The organism is Gordonia otitidis NBRC 100426 (genome assembly GCF_000248075.1).
In the GTDB taxonomy this organism is placed as follows: domain Bacteria; phylum Actinomycetota; class Actinomycetes; order Mycobacteriales; family Mycobacteriaceae; genus Gordonia; species Gordonia otitidis.
Window position 1 is genome coordinate 1 of sequence record NZ_BAFB01000150.1, and the last position, 17,560, is coordinate 17,560.

At 65.0% G+C, this 17,560-nt stretch carries 16 protein-coding genes and 1 pseudogene; 9 read left to right on the top strand and 8 right to left on the bottom strand.

The features are described from left to right. Positions 1-65: 65 nt before the first annotated feature. Genes GOOTI_RS14980 through GOOTI_RS14990 form a run of 3 tightly spaced genes read right to left on the bottom strand, consistent with a single transcriptional unit; the run spans position 66 to position 2,636 of the window. Complete coding sequence (locus tag GOOTI_RS14980; protein WP_007239453.1) at positions 66-1,070, bottom strand: acrylyl-CoA reductase family protein; 1,005 nt, start codon at positions 1,068-1,070, stop codon at positions 66-68. Between the two features lie 43 nt (positions 1,071-1,113). After that, entirely contained in the window at positions 1,114-1,605 is a 492-nt protein-coding gene (locus GOOTI_RS14985) for an ArsR/SmtB family transcription factor (protein ID WP_007239454.1), read from the bottom strand. After that, positions 1,602-2,636, bottom strand: coding sequence for a serine hydrolase (locus tag GOOTI_RS14990; protein ID WP_007239455.1), 1,035 nt, complete (start codon positions 2,634-2,636; stop codon positions 1,602-1,604). Before GOOTI_RS14990 ends, GOOTI_RS14985 begins: the two co-directional genes overlap by 4 nt. Positions 2,637-2,908: 272 nt before the next feature. Here GOOTI_RS14990 and GOOTI_RS14995 point away from each other — a divergent pair, with 272 nt between their 5' ends. Together GOOTI_RS14995 and GOOTI_RS15000 are read left to right on the top strand one after the other, a co-directional pair. Next, the gene (locus tag GOOTI_RS14995) at positions 2,909-4,372 is read left to right on the top strand and encodes an MFS transporter (RefSeq protein ID WP_007239456.1); all 1,464 of its coding nucleotides are present in this window, start codon (positions 2,909-2,911) and stop codon (positions 4,370-4,372) included. Between the two features lie 39 nt (positions 4,373-4,411). Further along, positions 4,412-5,527: a putative endonuclease domain-containing protein gene (locus GOOTI_RS15000; RefSeq protein ID WP_007239457.1), complete on the top strand. Its 1,116-nt coding sequence runs from the start codon at positions 4,412-4,414 to the stop codon at positions 5,525-5,527. Between the two features lie 102 nt (positions 5,528-5,629). On the opposite strand, the gene GOOTI_RS15005 is transcribed toward GOOTI_RS15000, so the two are convergent. From GOOTI_RS15005 to GOOTI_RS15020, 4 genes and pseudogenes are all read right to left on the bottom strand, one after another. Then, the gene (locus tag GOOTI_RS15005; RefSeq protein ID WP_007239458.1) at positions 5,630-7,000 is read right to left on the bottom strand and encodes a flavin monoamine oxidase family protein; all 1,371 of its coding nucleotides are present in this window, start codon (positions 6,998-7,000) and stop codon (positions 5,630-5,632) included. Further along, the gene (locus GOOTI_RS15010; protein ID WP_007239459.1) at positions 6,997-8,346 is read right to left on the bottom strand and encodes a flavin monoamine oxidase family protein; all 1,350 of its coding nucleotides are present in this window, start codon (positions 8,344-8,346) and stop codon (positions 6,997-6,999) included. The genes GOOTI_RS15005 and GOOTI_RS15010 overlap by 4 nt, the downstream gene beginning before the upstream one ends. 53 nt (positions 8,347-8,399) lie before the next feature. Further along, positions 8,400-8,750 (bottom strand): nuclear transport factor 2-like protein, encoded by a 351-nt coding sequence (locus tag GOOTI_RS15015; RefSeq protein WP_007239460.1) that lies wholly within the window; start codon positions 8,748-8,750, stop codon positions 8,400-8,402. Between the two features lie 267 nt (positions 8,751-9,017). Beyond that, positions 9,018-9,657 (bottom strand): annotated as a pseudogene (locus GOOTI_RS15020) (TetR/AcrR family transcriptional regulator). Positions 9,658-10,024: 367 nt separating this feature from the next. Here GOOTI_RS15020 and GOOTI_RS15025 point away from each other — a divergent pair. Further along, positions 10,025-10,456 (top strand): MarR family winged helix-turn-helix transcriptional regulator, encoded by a 432-nt coding sequence (locus GOOTI_RS15025; protein WP_007239462.1) that lies wholly within the window; start codon positions 10,025-10,027, stop codon positions 10,454-10,456. A 76-nt stretch (positions 10,457-10,532) separates the two neighbouring features. Here GOOTI_RS15025 and GOOTI_RS15030 read toward each other — a convergent pair whose 3' ends face one another. Next, entirely contained in the window at positions 10,533-11,903 is a 1,371-nt protein-coding gene (locus GOOTI_RS15030; RefSeq protein ID WP_169315817.1) for a CoA transferase, read from the bottom strand. Between the two features lie 64 nt (positions 11,904-11,967). Between GOOTI_RS15030 and GOOTI_RS15035 the strand changes: the two genes are divergently transcribed. From GOOTI_RS15035 to GOOTI_RS15060, 6 genes are all read left to right on the top strand, one after another. Next, positions 11,968-12,678 carry an IclR family transcriptional regulator gene (locus GOOTI_RS15035; protein WP_007239464.1) on the top strand — a complete coding sequence of 237 codons (711 nt, stop codon included), beginning with the start codon at positions 11,968-11,970 and terminating at the stop codon, positions 12,676-12,678. 68 nt (positions 12,679-12,746) lie between these two features. Then, complete coding sequence (locus GOOTI_RS15040) at positions 12,747-13,454, top strand: TetR/AcrR family transcriptional regulator (protein WP_007239465.1); 708 nt, start codon at positions 12,747-12,749, stop codon at positions 13,452-13,454. Positions 13,455-13,579: 125 nt separating this feature from the next. Beyond that, the gene (locus tag GOOTI_RS15045) at positions 13,580-13,984 is read left to right on the top strand and encodes an SCP2 sterol-binding domain-containing protein (RefSeq protein WP_007239466.1); all 405 of its coding nucleotides are present in this window, start codon (positions 13,580-13,582) and stop codon (positions 13,982-13,984) included. Positions 13,985-14,011: 27 nt separating this feature from the next. Then, positions 14,012-15,520 (top strand): aldehyde dehydrogenase family protein, encoded by a 1,509-nt coding sequence (locus tag GOOTI_RS15050; RefSeq protein ID WP_007239467.1) that lies wholly within the window; start codon positions 14,012-14,014, stop codon positions 15,518-15,520. Beyond that, positions 15,520-16,665 carry an NAD(P)-dependent alcohol dehydrogenase gene (locus GOOTI_RS15055; RefSeq protein ID WP_007239468.1) on the top strand — a complete coding sequence of 382 codons (1,146 nt, stop codon included), beginning with the start codon at positions 15,520-15,522 and terminating at the stop codon, positions 16,663-16,665. The genes GOOTI_RS15050 and GOOTI_RS15055 overlap by 1 nt, the downstream gene beginning before the upstream one ends. Next, the coding region (locus tag GOOTI_RS15060; protein ID WP_007239469.1) for an AMP-binding protein at positions 16,662-17,560 on the top strand (899 nt) is incomplete at its 3' end. The genes GOOTI_RS15055 and GOOTI_RS15060, both read left to right, overlap by 4 nt.

Consider the following 17,560-nt stretch of genomic DNA (forward strand, 5'->3'; position numbering starts at 1 on the left):
TGGTGGGTGGTCAGACATGCCGACGACGGTCCTCGACCCGATCTGAGGATGCTGCGCGACTCGGACTAACCGTCGATGCGGACCACGGTGCGGCCCGTGATCCCGCCTGCACCAATGGCTTCGAGTGTCGATGGCAGATCGTCGAGGCCGATCTCGGTGATCAGGCTGTCGAGGTGTGCAGGGTGCAGGTCGGTCTCGAGCCGCGCCCAGATCGAGCGCCGGAGTTCAGGGCCGATCAGCACCGAGTCGATACCGAGCAGTGCCGCGCCGCGCAGGATGAACGGCATGACCGTGGTGGGCAGGTCGGCGCCACCGGTCAGCCCGCTCGCGGCGACGGTGCCGCTGTGGTTCATCGTCGACAGAACGTACGCGAGTGTCTTACCCCCGACACAGTCCACGGCACCGGCCCACTGGGACTTTCCAAGGGGACGAATTCTGGTGTCGGCGTCGACGAGTCGACCGACGACCTCGGCTGCACCGAGCTCGGTCAATAGCTCTGCGGCGCCGGACTTTCCGCTCGATGCGGTAACGGAGAAGCCGAGGCTGCTGAGGAGGTCGACGCTGACGCTGCCCACCCCGCCACTCGCGCCGGTGACCACCACGGGCCCGTCGTCGGGTGTCAGACCTCGGTCGAGAAGGGCGACGACGCTCATCGCCGCCGTAAACCCGGCGGTGCCGATCGCGGCGGCCTCACGGGTGGAGAGAGTGTCGAGTTTGACCACCTGTCCTGCGGGGACACGGGCGTAGGCGGCATATCCGCCGTGTTGGCCAGTGCCGATCGGACCACCGTGTGCCACAACGTGATCGCCGGGTTCGAAGTCGAGCGTCGACGATGCGATCACCTCGCCCGCGAGGTCGATGCCGGGGACGATGGGGTAGTCGCGGACCACGCCCCCGCGTGGTGTCACGGCCAACGCGTCCTTGTAGTTGACACCCGAGTACTCGACGGCGATGGTGACCTCGCCGTCGGGGAGATCGGCTGCAGCGAGCTGTTCGCCGGCGAGCGTGATGCCGTCGTCGCCCTCGCGGGCCATCACGGCAGTGAACTCATCGGGCAGGGTGCGCGTCATCGGGCTCTCCTGGTCGTCGAGGGGCGTCGTATCTCAGCGTAGGTCACAGCAGTCCGGAGATGTCGCCCGCGGCGAGCATGCTGACGAGCACGGGTACGAGGTGGGTCGGGGCGATGCCGTAGTCGTTACGTCCGACCTTGGTGACGATCGACGCCGTCGTGAGGATCTTCAGGTGGTGGTAGAGCTGGCCGGTCGTACCGAAGTCGCCTGCCTCCTGGAGGTCGGTGACCGAGGCGTTCCCGCGGATCAGCAGACGGACGATCTCGATGCGTGCCGGGTGGCCGAGTGCGGCGAACGTCGATGAAAGTGCTTCTGGTGCAAGGTCGACGGCGGCGTCCGCGGAGTAGGTGATGTTCCAGGTCACCGGGCCGGTGAAGTCCACGGCTCCCGAATACTCGAGTATCCCCGACGTCGTGCGTCCGGCGCCGTCGTCGTCGGAGGAATCGGCGTGGTCGTCGGGTCGCCCCGAGGCGAAGACCGCAGCCTCCAGCCGCGCGATGCGTGCCTCGAGATCGTCCGACGACTGACTGGTCACGCAATGCACCGTAGCGCGTGGGCGACCGACGGATCGGTGATGGCCGCCAGCAGCAGCTTCTGGTGTGCGAAGTTGTCGGCTTTGGTGTCGGCCTCGGAGAGGCCACGCACCATCAGGGTGCCGACGCCGATCCGTCCGTCGGCGGTGCGGTATTCGAAGACCTCGGTGATCACTCCTGGGAGGCTTCCGCCCTTGAACCCGAGGGTCGAACCGTCGGAGGACGGCCCCTGGTATTCGAGCACGTGCCGTGCGAGGCGGGCGCGCGGCCCGAATGAACCATCGGCCAGGGCCGTCATCAGGGAGTGGAGAGCATTCGGCGTGGCCTGCAAGAGTGCATTCGCCCGCGTCGCGTCCGGGTCGCCGGCCGCCACGCGGGCGCGTATCGCGAGGGCATATCCGGGATCATCGTGATAGCGCCGCGCGGCGCGGAATGCATCGTCGGTGGTGCGCAACGTCGGGTCGAGGGTGGCGAGGTAGGCGCCGAGCAGGCTCGGGACGCCGTTCGAGAATCCGAATCGATCCATCACAGCGCGTAAAGAGTTGTCTCCTAGCGTGTTGCGTATCAGGTCCGGCGCTGCGGAATCGGAGAACCGGATCATGACGTCCACGAGTTGTCGGTAGGTGACCGTGCGTGTGCCATCGATCGGTACACCGTCGACGGCGGGAATCTCGAGATAGGCGAGTGCGCGGGCGTGAGCGCCACCGTCGATTGCGAGGTACCAGCGCTGCCACTCGTCGACGCTGACGCGCGCCTCGGGGTCGAGGCGGCCGTCGGCGACGGCCTGCGCATAGGCCGCGAGGTGGATGAGCTTGACCGAAGACGCGGCGGGGAAGACCTCGCCGGAGTTGTGGAAGATCGGCGGGGCGTCGACCGGCGTGACGCGCAGTGCGTAGTCGTTGCGGTGTGCGGCGAGGTAGCCGATCCAGCCGGGTACGGACGAGGTGGCGGGTGCGCGCGGAGCGGCGCAGGGCGCGGATGAGACAGGAGGTGTGGCAGGTGCTTCCGCAGGAATCGTGACTCCCGTGATCACGGCGAACGCGATGGCGAGCTAGGAAACGAAGCGCATCTAGATCTCTTCGAGTTCGTAAGTACGTAATTACGAAAATACCAAGTGTGCTGGTCCCGGAGCAACGCCGGAGAACCCCCCACCCTCATCTGCGCTGGTGAAGTGCCACGAATTTTTGTCGCTCGTCGTGCCGGGAAGTCGGCGACAGCCCCACGACAGGCGACGGCAGCGTCGTGTAAGCGGACCTCCATAGCGTCAGTGTCAACAAATCCTGACTACCGATAGGAGGTGCCACCATGGCCACCACCACTGATGCTGCGACACACGGTTCGTCGCGCACATACACCTCGCTGGCTGCGGCCGCCATTCCCCTGGCCGCACTCAGCCTGGCCTTCTTCGTCGAGATGGTCGACAACACTCTGCTCTCGATCGCTTTGCCCACGATCAGCCGTGATCTGGGCAGCAGCACCACTGCGCTGCAGTGGATCACCGGCGCCTATTCGCTCACGTTCGGCGGGCTGCTGCTGACCGCGGGATCGATCGCCGACAGATTCGGTCGCAGACGCGTGCTCATGGTCGGTCTCGCCGCCTTCGGGCTGTTGAGTCTGCTCGTGGTGTTCGTGACCAGTACCGGCGAGCTCATCGGACTCCGTGTGGCGCTCGGGGTGGCAGCCGCGATGATGGCGCCGATCACCAACTCGCTGGTCTTCCGGCTCTTCGACGACAAGACACTGCGCATGCGAGCGATGACCGTGATGATCGTCGTCGGCATGGCCGGGTTCGTGCTCGGCCCTATCCTCGGCGGCACCGCACTCGCCCACCTTCGCTGGGAGTGGCTGCTCGTCGTCAACGCGCCGATCGCACTGATCGCAGGTATCGGCATCTGGTTCGGCGTCGCGTCGGACCGGCGTGAGGACCTGACCGACGACAAGCTCGATCTTCCCGGAGCGCTGCTCAGCATCGCCGCGATCGGACTCGGCTGCTGGTCGCTGACGAGTGGCGTCGATCGCGGGTGGGGTTCGGCGCTGACCGTCGCGGCGATCGTCGGTGCCGTTGTCGCAGCGGTCGGATTCGTCGTCTACGAGCGGCGTGCAGCCTCTCCGATGCTCGATCTCCACCTGTTCGGGCGGGGCACGGTCAGCGGGGCCGCCGTCGCACAGATCGGGACGTCGATCGCGATGGCAGCCGTCATGTTCGGCCTCATCCTGCACTTCCAATACGCCTACGGGTGGAGTCCGATGAAGGCAGGATTGGCCAACCTGCCGATGATTGCCACGATGCTGCTGGCTTCCCCGCTCTCCGAACGGCTCGCCGCGCGCTTCGGTCACCGGATCGCCTGCTTCATCGGCGCGATGGCACTCGCGGGTTCACTGGTCGGTATGGCGTGGGGCGTCGAACACGGCTACCTCGCCATCGCGATCTCGATGGTCGTGATGACCATCGGGCTACGGACGGTCATGACGATCTGCGCCGTCGCGCTCGTCGATTCGGTGCCGGAGAACCGGACGTCGATGGGCACCGCGCTCAACGACACCGCCCAGGAACTCGGCACGAGCATCGGCACCGCCGTCATCGGGACCTTTCTCGCCGCACTGGTCGCCACCCAGTTGCCCTCGGGCGTGTGGACCGGCGACTTCACCGAGACCTTCTATCACGGAGAACGCATCGCCTACGCGGTGCTGGCCGTGGTCGCCGGACTCGTCGCAGGCGGGGGCGCGCTGGCGCTGACGAATTCGCGGAGCACTGAGGAAGCGCACTAGGTTTCGTCGTGCCTCAGTAGTGCCGTATCCAGGTGCCAGATGGTGGCACCTGGGTACGGCACTACTTGTGAACCGGTCCGAGTGTGTCCACAGATTACGGAGCGCGGCGTCGTACAGAGGCTCCGGGAGCCCACACTGCTGTCCATGACCGCCCTGCCGACACCACGGCCATCGCCAGAACGTATCGACCCGGAACGTACTGACCCAGAACTAATCGATGCAGTACTCGAGGAACAGGACGGCGTGATCGCGCGTCGCCGGGTCATCGAGGCGGGATTCTCGGCGCCGTACATTCGACGCAAGGTGCGCCGCAGGGAGTGGGCAGCGGTGTCGGCCGGCATCTACGTCAACCACACCGGACCCCTGACCGCTTCAGAGCGCGCGTGGGTCGCAGTTCTCGACGCCTATCCTGCGGCGCTGAGTCACCGCTCGGCGATCGCGGTCGGCGATGCGATCGGTACAGAACCCATCCACATCGTCGTCGATCGGAAACGCCGGGTGCGCCGACGTCCCGGCGTCGTCGTCCACTACGGAACCCGTCTCGACGAGCGAGTTGCCTGGCACCTGCGGCCTCCGCGGGTGCGACTGGAGGAGGCAGTGCTGGACGTCGCGGCCGACGCGTCGTCGACGACGAGCCTGATCGCCTGCCTCGCCGACGTCGTCTCAGCGCGTAGAACCACTGCCGACAGGCTGCTTGGTGCTCTGCAGAGGCGCCCACGGATGCCGTCGCGCGAGTATGTCGTTGGCGTCCTGTGCGACGTACGCGACGGTACGTGCTCGGTTCTCGAGCACGGTTACCTGACGAAGATCGAACGTGCGCACGGGCTTCCGGCACCCGTGCGGCAGGCGCCGACCGCTGTGGGGCGAAAAGGGTTTCGCGATGTCGAGTACGAGGACTTCGGGCTCGTCGTCGAACTGGACGGGCGCCTGGGGCACGATGGACCGCAGGCTCGCGACCGCGACCTCGAGCGTGATCTCGACGCAGCGGTGGATGCCGATCAGAAGACGGTGCGCCTGGGGTGGGGCCAGGTCTACGACCGGCCGTGTGCGACAGCGGCCAAGATCGCGCGCGCACTGGGGAAGGCGGGGTGGCCGGGAACACTCACGCGGTGTCCGGACTGCCCGGAAGCGCCGTACCCAGGAGTCGATATGTGACTCACGGATACGGCAGTGGGCGCCTTCGCAAGATACTGGAGTCGGGCGCACACCACGCGGCACACATCGAGCCGGAAGACGATCACAGAGGGTTCTTGCGCGTCACCGGGCTCCAGGGAATCGAGCACGCTGCTCCGGATCGGTCAGCGCGGCGGCAACCTCGAGCGCGGCACGCTCTCCGGACTCGATCGCGCCCTCGATGTATCCGGCGTGCTCGGTCGCGGTCTCCGTACCTGCCCAATGGATGCCACCGACTGGTTCGTGGGCCACCGGATAGAACCCGTCCGATGTGCCCAGCGTCGGGAGCGATGCGTAGCCGCCGCCGACGAACGGGGCGTGGCGCCAGAACTTCTCGTGCCAGCTCGCAGGGCGCCTTATGTCGTCGCCGAGGTGTGATGCGAGGGTACCGAGGAGGAGATCTCGTCGTTCGGTGCGACCGAGCAGCTCGACGCGTCGTGCGTCAGGCCCGCCTATCAGGATCGTCAGATGGCCGGGGCCGTCCGGAGGTGAGGAATCGAACACGGCGAATCCGGTTTCGCCGAGCAAAATGATCTCGGCGTCGGCGTGATCGCGCCAGAATGGGGTCTCGTACACGGCGACCGCCTTGTAGACCTCACCCATAAAGGTGTTGTGGTGCACACGAGTTCGACGCTCCGGGAGGAGTTGGCCGAAATCGATGTGTGACGCGGACGGCGGCGGCACGGTGACGATGACGCGTTCGGCGATCACCGACCCTGTACTTGTGGTGACAGTCAATCCTTCGGTCCCGTGCGCAACCGCTGTGACAGCCGAGCCGAGAACGACCCTGTCGGCGAGCTTCTTGCCCATTCGGTTCGCGAGCGCGCCTGCTCCCTCGACGAGCAACGAATCCTGTGCCCCGCCGGATGATTTCATCATTGTCGCCAACCCGCCCTGATAGCGAATGAGCTTCAGTAGCCCCGCAACCGAGAGTTCGGTGGAGTCGGTACAGCAGGTCACCTCGAGGACGACGTCGAGCATGCGCCGTGCGCGAGCCGACGGGATGCGGGCGAGCCATTGCTGGACGGTCGTCGTGTATCGGCTGTCAGGCGTCGGCAGATGCGACGCGAGTTCGAGCACGATCAGCGCAGCATTGGCCGCGAGCATGGCGGAGGACAGCTGTGCGAGCTCGCCGTCGTCGTCGACTATCAATGGTCGCTTCGGACTGCGCATCTTGTATCGGGTAGCGCCGAGTTGAGAGGCAAGGGACTCGAATCGATGGTGTCCCTTGCCGATCCATTGGCCTCCGACGTCGACCGCCGAGCCGAGTGCGCTGGTCTCTACCATGACGCGACCGCCGACACGATCGGCTGCCTCGAGAACGACGACGTCGAGCCCCTGCTGCACGAGCTGACATGCCGCGGTCAACCCGGCGAAACCCGCACCGACCACGACGACCTGTGTGCTCGTCGGGAGGGGTGGGTGCACGGAACCCGCTGTCACGTCGGCGGTCATCTGTCGCCACCGAGGATCTCGCCTGCCACACGGTGGCCGGAACGCACGGCGCCGTCCATGTATCCGTTCCAGACGTCGGAGGTCTCGGCGCCCGCCCAGTGAATGCGACCCACCGGCGCGGCAACTGCCTCACCGTAGTTGGTCCATACCCCCGCACCGAGTCGGCCGCCGTAGCAACCTCTGGTGAATTCCTCTGCATTCCAATTCAGTTCAAGGATCTCCAGGGGATTGGCGGCTTGCTCACCAAAGTACTTTGTGAGGTCGCCGAGAATCAGGTCGCGACGTTCTTTCGCGGTCAGGCGCGCGGCGGCGCGCGCATGTCTGCCCTCGAGGAATCCGACCAGCACTCCACACGAATCGTCGTGTGGCGAGTTGTCGAGTACGACGTTGAACGAGTCATCGAGGCTCATCACGAGACCGTTGAGCCCGTCTTCCCGCCAGAACGGTGTCGGGTAGGCGATGTTGACCTTGATGACCGATCCGGCCGGAAACTGCTGTGTCAGAGCGTCTCGATCGGCAGGTAGGGGTGGTGAGTACCGTAGACGGCCTGAGAGGGTTTGCGGGATGGCCACGACGACGTGGTCTGCGGAGAGTCCACCCCCGTCGTAGGCGACGATGGCCCCGTCGGGGGTCTGAGTGATGTTCGTGACCACCGTGTTGAGGTGTACGGCGTCGCCGAGTTCGGCAGCGAGTCGCTCGGAGATCTGGTGCGTCCCACCGACGACGCGGGTCTGCTGCGCCCCGCCCGTTGTCGACAGCAGGACTTCGAGGCTGGTACCTGACTTCAGGTAGAAGAGGAAGTGCAGTAGCGACAGTTCATGTGATTCGGCCGAGAACAGTGCGGGAACGACGAGCCTGAAGAAGCGACGGGCCACGTCGTTGGTGGTCTCGCTGACGAGCCACTGATCGAAGGTCTGCCGGTCGAGGTCGGCGGCACCCGTGGTGGTCCATGGCGTGGGGAGGTCGACGGTCTCGGCGAGCGAACTCATTGTCGCCCAGATTCTTCCGACCTCGAGGAGGTCGTCGTCTGCGAGTCCGAACGTCTCGTCGGAGTACCTGTGTACCGTGCCGTCGTAGTAGGTGATGGCCTGGCCGGTGTCATACGACGGGTACGTTTTGAGTCCGAGTTCGTCGATCAGCGCGAGCACGGCGTCCTGGGTGGGGCCGACCCACTGCCCGCCCATTTCGATAGGTACCCCGTTGCTGAAGGTCAGGCCGTGGTTGCGGCCGCCTACTCTGTCGCGAGCTTCGAGCACCGCGACCGTCTTTCCTGCTTGACTCAGTCTGCGCGCGGCGGAGAGCCCGGCGAGTCCTGCGCCTACGATGACGACGTCGACGTGATTCATGGTGTGTCCTTTGTTGTTCGTGAGGGTCGAGAAGTGGTGGTGTGAGGCGTCATTCAGTGTCGCGCGAGGCGATGACGTACGAGAGCACCGACGACTCTCGGCGACACCGCGGTCAGTCGAAGAGCGGCAACCGGTGACGAACTCGGCCGCACGTCGAGGTAGCTGTACATCTGATGTCGGACGATCAGTCCGTCGCGAAACGTCCAGATCTCGGTACCGAATTGGTTTGTACGACCACGAATTCCGCCTGTCCAACTAAGGACCAGCGTGTCCTTCCCCTCGCATTCCAGGGATTTCGTGACATGCAGACCGAGTTGGTGGCAGACCGCGAACAACTCAGTGGCGGCCGTGCGGATGTCGTCGATGCCGCGGTAGGTGTCCGCGCGGCTCCGTCCATGACCCATTCGGCGCTCGCATCGTCGCCGAACATCGCCAGTAGTTCGTCGACGCGGCCCTCGTTGGTGATGCGCTGCGCATGTGCGAGGAATGCGAGGGCGTCGGGTCGGGATGTGGATGTGTGTGGTTCTGCCATCGTGATGGCCACCTCGATGAAGTCGGGCCCAGGGGCTGCTTTTCAGTCATACGTATGACTGAAAATGAGGTTAAGGCAGGTTGCGCCGGCCCGCAACGTATACGGCGAAACTGGTGGAATGAGGCCTACGTGGGCCGGGTCAGGCCGTCGCCGATGCCGGCCGTGGTGCGGCGAGGCCGACGAGCATCTCGATCATGAGGTCCAGGTCGTGCTCTGCGCGTCGCTGGTCCGGGTCGCACACGTACTGCATGATCAGTCCGTCGATGGTCGCGACCATGATCCGGGCCAACTGGGGTAGCGGTACGGCGGATACCTCGCCGGCAGCCTCCGCAGCCTGGGCGCACCACTGTGAGACGACGTCGGCGTAGGACTCGTACTGCCAGCGGGCAAGCTCGTCCTGGCCCTCGGCGCGCAATGCGTACATCGTCAATTCGTACTGCATGATCTGCAGGTTTCTGTTGGACACCAGCGTCTGCCAGTCTGTTGGACACCAGCGTCTGCCAGAAGGCCCGAATACCTTCTCTCAGGGCGTGTGCGAGTCCGTCGCCGGTATGCGTCGACGCGGCGAACACGGCCCCGATCTCGGAGACGACGTCTTCGATGACCGCACGCAACAGGGCCTCCCGGGTCGGGAACACGTATTGCAGTGTGCCCAGCGGTACGTCGCCCTCGGCGGCAACCGCGCGCAATGAGGTGTTGGCGACGCCATCGCGCGAAAGCACCTCGCGTGCCGCCGCGACGAGTTGTGCGCGGCGAACCGCAAGATCAACGCGCGCCATCGTCGTGTCCTCTCTACCGGGTGCGGTTCCAGGCTATTCGACACCCACCGAACTCGACGTGGGGTGGGGCGTCGCCGGCGTCAATCCTGTATGACCATCGCGTGTGCACGCTGTCGCATTGTGTCGAGGACGCGGACGGTGGTCTCGAGGTCCGCCTCGTTGATGCCTGCTGTCAGCTGCGCAGGTTCAGGTAGAGCCAGACGGTGCGTCCGCCGATGGGTGTGCCCTGCAAGACTCGTTCGAGTAGGCGCCGAGTGCGTTCTCCGTCGTTCCAACGATCGGTGGCAGGGGTTGTGGCGTTGGCATCAGAGCCTCCCAAGTTACTGTTGGTGAAACCACCAGTAGCAGACCATTGGTGGTACCAACAGTGGGTGAGGAGACCGCAGCTTCTCGATTGATCGCTTTGCCGACCTGGCAGCTCTCGCGAGCCGCTGCGCGTTCACATCAGATCCTTCACGAGCGTCTTCAGTCGGTAGGCTTCACCGGTTACGAGTTCCGGGTACTCGCAGCCGTCGGCGATGCTCGGACGCTCAGTCAGGCAGACGTCGGTCGACGCGCAGAACTCGATCGCCGTGACGTCGCGCTGACGGTACGTGAGCTGGAAGCACGCGGACTGATCGAGCGTGCCCCCGACCCTGCGCATCGACAGCGAAAGCTGGTGTCGTTGACGGGCCTCGGGAAGACTGCGCTGACCGACCTCGAGCGAGACCTCGCCGACGTCCAGCGTGAGGTGTTCGGTTCGTTGAGCGAAGCCGAGCTGAGCGCTCTGCTCGGCTATCTCGTGCGACTGGGGGTCTAGGGCTGCAGTGAAGGCGAATGAGGCAGATGAAGTATGGCGAGCCGCGCTGACCGCGGCTCTGTGAGCGGGATTTGAATCACCACGTCAGCGGCGACGTTCCCAACGGTCGAGCCGGTAGTGGGTGCGGCGTGGGGTTGCCGTCGAAAATGATGGGGATGACCGGTTCGTCGATATGGCCGAACGGGCCGTCGACTGTCGTCAGATCGATTGACCTCGTGCCCCAGTCGGTGGCGGGGGCGGCGCCCGAAGGCCCGAGAGATTGCACCCAGATGCAGACGCGCGCGAGGTTGATCCTGACCCTCCAGGAACCGCCCTCGGACTGTCGACGGCGCAGTGCGGCAACGATTCCCGTGGCACCGAGGTAAGCGGCCAAATAGTCGTTGAGCAGGTGTGTCGGCGGTAATGTGGTTGGTCCTCCGCGCCCCTCTTCCAGGCTGAAACCGGTTGCTGAACAGGCTAGTTGATCGAATCCGCCGCGATCTCCCCACGGTCCGTCGGAGCCCCAGCAGTGGTATTCGACGACGAGGATGCCCGGTCGTCGCTGCGCGAGGTGCTCGGCATCGAGGCCGTGACGCCGCAGGCCACGGTAAGCGTTCACGAAGACGTCGGCGTCGGCGATCAGGTCGGTGAGTGCGGCCAACTGATCCGGGTCGCGCACATCGCAGTAGGCGTTGCGTTTTCCGCCGCCGGTGAGTGCCGGCATGGGGTGGGGGTCGACGAGGTCGGGTCGGGTGACGTGCACGACGTCGGCTCCGAACGTGGCCAGCAGTTCGGTGCTCACGGGGCCGGCGATCACGTGAGTCATATCCACAACTCGAACGCCAGTCAGCGGCGGCCATTCTCGCGGTGCGGTGAGGGATTCGGGCTCGGCATCGTCAATGCGTTCCAGGTCGATGACCGGTCGTCGTGCGACGTCGATGCCAATCGACGACCCGGCCCACTGCTGCGCGGTTCTTGCAGCGGCCGCAACGCCGCCCACCGCAACCACGGCCTCTTCGAGGGCAACGGAATTCCAAGTGAGAGCGGCCTGGGCGATCCGCTCCGTTGTCGGCGGACAGTCCAGGACGGTGCACACGGCGTCGCGTTGGTGCGGAAAGGTGGTGATCAAGAACGTCCAACCGTCGGCGGTGCGATAGAAGTCGTTGTTGCGCAGCGCCGTCGGGTCCTCGGGGATCAGTCGTGTCGGCTGTCCGTTGATGGTCGTGAGGTACGCGGCACGGAGTTGATCTACGGCGTCGGCGACGCTCACGGACACAAGTGAGCTGTCGCCGAGCGCTGCGATCTGAGCTCCGAAAGCAGCGATGGCCGCAGCTGAGGCGTCGCCGATACGGTGTGGAGACGGGGTGATCGGGTCGGCTCCGGTGATACGCGCCGGTCCGACGGCGGTTCCGGTGAGGGCGGTCAGGCCGTCGACGATGTCGGAGACGGGCGGCGAGGTGATCGGCATGGCTTCAGTCTTCGCGGTGAACATCCGCGGCTGCTGTTCTTCCGAATATACGTAAGATGTCGACGTGGGTGGACAACGCGCCGTCGTGCGCGCCGACCGAGTGCTGGAAGAGGTTGCACGTGCGTCGAATCCGTTGTCTCTGAGCGCGATTGCGCGATCGGTCGGCGCACCCGTGTCGTCGACGTCGGATCTGCTCGACGACCTGGTGGCGTGTGGCTACCTGGTTCGCGCCGATCGGAGGTATCGTCTGGGCCCGCGGTTGATGACGTTGCGGTTGATCGCGGCCCGTGCCGATGCTCCACCGATCGACTCGGATGGACTCGCGGCGCTGGCGCAGTTCACCGGTCTGCCAGTGGCGCTTGCGGTGCTCGTCGGCTCCGACGTCGTGTATCTCGGGAGCGTCGGCGAGGTGTCGGAGTATGCAGAAGCGGTGGTCGGGGAGTACCGACCGCGGCCGCTTCTTCGCACAGCGGCCGGACGTGCGTTCCTTGCTTTCGCCGACGACGGCGAGCGCGACCGGTTGTTGGCGATTCACGCCGGACCGGCCGACGCCGCTGGTTTCCGACGTGAGATCGCCGCGATACGACGTCGCGGCTATGCGATCAGCGACGGACTCGCCGATCCCGAGATCCGCGCCGGGGGTGTTCCGGTCTTCGAGCGCGGGCTGCTCGTCGGCGTCGTCGTGGTGGTGGGTTCTCGAACTGACACTGGGCGCGCCGTGGACAGCGCCGCGCGGCGGGTGCGGGAGTGGCTCGCGGGCCAGTGGGGGCTGTAGATGTGTGCCGAACGCAAGGATGCGGGTGCTGCAGCCCGCGTGGCGGCGGGGGAGGGCAAAATAAGGTGGTGACGGAATCGGCTTCGACGAGCAAACGGCGCTCGACAGCAAACGCGCGCCCGAGTAGCCGTGACGAGATTCGGGACGCATTCATTCGCCACGTGGCGGAGTCGGGATATGACGGCACCAATTTTGGGTCGATCGCCGACGAATTGGGCATCAGCAAGGGCACAATCGTCCACCACTTCGGCACCAAGGAGCGGCTGTTCGCCGACGCCCACGAGCGGTATATGAAGAGGCGGCTCGGCGAGGCGCAGGACATTGTCGCTCGCCTCGACGCTGTCGAGGAACGTTTCGCGGGTCTCGTCTGGGCGTTCACGATGTATCAGACGTATGGGCGAACTGAAACGGTCGCGTTCCAGCGTGAAATCGTGCGCTTCAACGATGCGCCGTCGATGCGACGATCCCGCGACCTCCGCCATGAATACCGGGATCTCGTCAAATCGATCCTCGACGAGGGGATGAGCACGGGAGTATTTCACGACGGCAACTCGTCGATCCTGGCGTTGCAGATCTTTGGCGGTACGCAGTGGATGTGGACGTGGTTCAACCCTGCCGGTTCGCAGTCCAACGACGACGTCGCCGCCACGTACGTCCTGCTGATCCTTCGAGGCCTGATGCTGTCCAGCGAGGGCATCGATGCCGTGATTGATCCGGCTGGCCGTGTCCGTGCGGTGGTGTACGAGGTCCTCGACGGAGGCGCTACGCCCTGCTGAGAGCGGTTTTCTCATATCCAGAAAGCGGGTCTGTCGAGTCGCGCTGTGGCCCTTGACTGTACGTACGGTCAGTGAGATAGTCGTCACACGCTGAACGGCGGTAATCGCTAGGAGAGGGATCAACGATGAGCTACTTCGCTGACGCGTCAGAGGTGTACAAGTATCTGGGCGGCGTGTTCCGTCAGGCCAACGACACCGAGGGCGTCGGGTCGACGCTCCGGGCTGCCGACATCGTTCTGCGGCTTGACTATTCGGCACCCGATTCCTCGATCACCGTTGTCTTGAAAGAACCGGCCATCGAAGTCATCGAAGGGGACAGTGATCTGACTCCGGATGTGCGGATGTCGATGTCTGCCGACAACGGCAACAAGTTCTGGCGAGGCGAGTACAACGTCGCCGTCGGGTTGGCCAAGGGGCAGGTTAAGGCCAAGGGCCCCGTCTCGAAGATCCTCAAGCTGATCCCGGCAGCCAAGCCCGTGTTCCCGATCTATCGAGACCTGGTGTCCGCGAAGGACTCCGAGAACGCCTGAGAATCCCGGCCGAGAGGAATGCGCGTGATGACGCCTCCGCACTATCAGATGTACATCGACGGCGCCTGGGTGGACTCATCCACCACGGTCGACGTCACCAATCCGGCGTCGGATGCGCTGGTCGCGACTGTCGCACATGGCAACGCCGACGACGCCGATCGCGCTGTCGCTGCCGCACTGCGCGCGCACCGTGACGGTGAATGGCGAAACACCCCGCCCGAAGAACGTGCCAAGGTCATGACGCGCTGGGTCGAGATACTCAACGAGCGGATGGACGAGTACGTCGATCTCCATGTCGCCGAGAACGGGGTGACGCGCAGACAGGCCATGGCATTTCACGTCGGGTACGCCATCTCGCACCTGCAGTACTTCGCCGATCTCGCGGCCACGTATGAGTTCAGCCGAAGCGGACCGATGCTGGGCTACCCAACCGTCGCCGCGGGGCTCGTGCGGCGCGAACCGTTCGGCGTCGTCGCGGGGATCGTGCCGTGGAACTTCCCGATGCTGCTCGCCGTCTGGAAGTTCGGACCGGCACTCGCCGCCGGTAACACCATCGTGCTCAAGCCGGACGAGAAGACTCCGCTGACGCTGCTGGAGATGGCACGCGCTGCGCACGATGCGGGAGTCCCGGCAGGTGTGTTCAACGTCGTGACCGGCCCCGGGGAGGTGGTCGGCGCGCGGTTGGCGGCTCATCCGGATGTCCGCAAGGTCGCATTCACCGGCTCGACTGCGGTGGGCCGCACCATCACCGAGCTCTCGGCAGCCAACATCAAGAAGGTCACGCTCGAGCTAGGTGGCAAGGGCGCCAACATCATCCTGCCCGACGCCGATATGTCGCAGGCCGTCGACGCCGCGCTGTTCGCCTTCTGTCTCTATCAGGGGCAGGCCTGCGAGTCGGGTACGCGGCTGCTGCTGCCCGAGTCGTTGCACGACGAATTCGTCGCCAGGCTTGTCGAGCGTGCCGCAGACATTCGCGTCGGCGATCCAGACGATTTCGACACCGACATGGGTCCGATCATCTCGGCCGAGCAGCGTCAGCGCATCGAGCACTACGTCGAGTTGGGCAAGAAGGAGGGCGCAACGCTGGTCTACGGTGGCACTCGCCTCACGGGCGAAGGGTTCGACGCCGGAAACTGGTTCGGCCCCACGATTTTCACCGATGTCGACAATTCGATGACCATCGCGCAGGAAGAGGTCTTCGGGCCGGTGCTGGTCGTCATCAAGTACCGCACCGTCGACGAAGCCATCGAGATCGCCAATGACAGTGAATACGGACTGTCGGCAGGCGTGTGGAGCGAGGACATCGACGCCGCACTCGATGTAGCGGCGCAGATCGAATCGGGCACGGTCTGGATCAACGACTGGCACATGGTGAATGCGCTGTATCCGTTCGGTGGATACAAGCAGAGCGGCAACGGCCGTGAACTCGGGCCGCACGCGCTCGACGAGTACACCGAGGAGAAGTTCATCCACGTCGATCTCGCTCGCCGGATCGAGAGCAAGGTGTACGACCTCGTCGTGCCCGAGGGGGACTGATGTCGACAACCGTGCAGGCCGGGCCGATGCGCGCAGCCGTGTTCCACGACTACGACGCCGCACCGGTCATCGAAGAGGTCGTGCCGACCGATCTGGAACCGGACGAGGTTCTCGTCGCTGTCGCTGGGGTGGGAATCTGCCACACCGATCTCACGGCGATCGACGGGACCGTGCCGCTACCAACACCTTTCGTTGTCGGTCATGAGGGGTCCGGGGTGATCGAGGCCGTCGGCAGCGACGTCGTCGATCTCGCTGTCGGCGACAGGGTTGTGCTCACCTTCGATCATTGTCGTGAGTGTGCCAGCTGTCGATCAGGGCACCCCGCGTACTGCGAGTTGTTCGCCGCGCTCAACTACTTCGGGACCCGGCTTGACGGCAGTGCGACCCTGCGGACGGGTGAGGAAGATGTCCACGGAAGCTGGTTCGGGCAGTCGTCATTCGCTACCCACGCGGTCGCCAGCGCGCGCAATGCCGTGAAGGTGGACGACGATCTTCCGATCGAGATACTCGGACCACTCGGGTGCGGGTTGCTGACCGGCGCAGGTGCTGTGCTCAACGTGCACCGCCCACGTGAGGGCCAGAGCATCGGTATCTGGGGGATCGGTACGGTCGGACTGTCCGCGGTCATGGCAGCAAAAGCGGCGGGGTGCGATCCCATCATCGCCGTCGATCCGAACACCGAGCGCCTGGAGGTCGCCCGGAAACTCGGCGCAACCCACACGTTCGATCCCACGGCGACCGACGACGTCGTCTGGGAGATCATGGAACTGACCGGCGGACTCGACTTCACAGTCGATGCGGTCGGATCGGGACTCGTTGTGCGCCAAGCGCTCGAGTCGCTTCGGTCGCCCGGGTCGTGCGCGACGCTCGGACTGCAGAAGCTGGAGAACGAGATCACCATCGACCAAGGTCATCTGTTGCTGGGACGGACCCTGACCGGCGTCATCGAAGGCGACGCCGATCCACATCGATTCATACCCGAACTGATCGGGCTCTGGCGGGAAGGGAAGTTCCCCTTCGACACGCTGATCACCACCTACCGTTTCGACGACATCGCGACCGCACTGTCGGATCTGCGTGCGGGCACATCGATCAAACCGGTTCTGGTGCCGACACCTTCAGACGAGGAGGACACTCGTTCATGACCGCACAGGACTCCGAGATCAGCAACGGTGTTGATACCGCGCTTCCGGGCGCTACCGGAGACGATGGCGTGCAACCCATCATCGGGACCGTCGATCGCTGGGTTGCGCGCAAGCCCGACGACGTCGCGGTGATCTACGGCGAGCGACAGTTCACCTGGCGCGAGTTCCGCGAGCGCATCCAGCGCAGCGCGGCCGCCCAGGTTGCTGCAGGAATCGGCCCGAACGACCGAATCGCATTCCTGGACAAGAACTCCATCGCCTGTCTGGAGACGACACTGGCGGCTTCGCTGACGGGCGCGGCCAATGCCGTCATCAACTTCCGACTCTCGCCTGCCGAAGTCGCCTACATCATCAATGACGCCAAGGCGTCGATCGTCATCGTGGGATCGGAGTTCGTCGACGTCATCGCCGCGTTGCGCGACGAACTGCCGACGGTGACGCGGGTGATCGTCAGTGGTGGACCCGACGACGAGTACGAGCGATGGCTGGCCAACGCCGACGCCGCATTCGAGGCCGTACCGTTCGATCCCGATGCAGCATTCCTGCAGCTCTACACCTCCGGCACCACGGGACATCCCAAGGGCGCCATGCTCACTCACCACAGTCTCGGTGCCCACAGCGCGGCCGCCGTCGCCGGGTTCGGCTTCACCGACGACTCCGTGAACATGGTCGCTATGCCGCTGTTCCATGTCGGCGGCTCGTCGTGGGCGCTCGCCGCCATGTCCGTGGGTGCCCAGACGGTGATCGTCCGCGAAACCATACCGGCGGCGATCCTCGACGAGATCGTCGCGCGCGCAGTCACGCACGCCTTCTTCGTCCCGGCGGTATACGGCTTTCTGCTCGCCGATCCTCAGGTAGCCGAGCGGGACTACTCGACGGTGAGATGCTTCGGCTA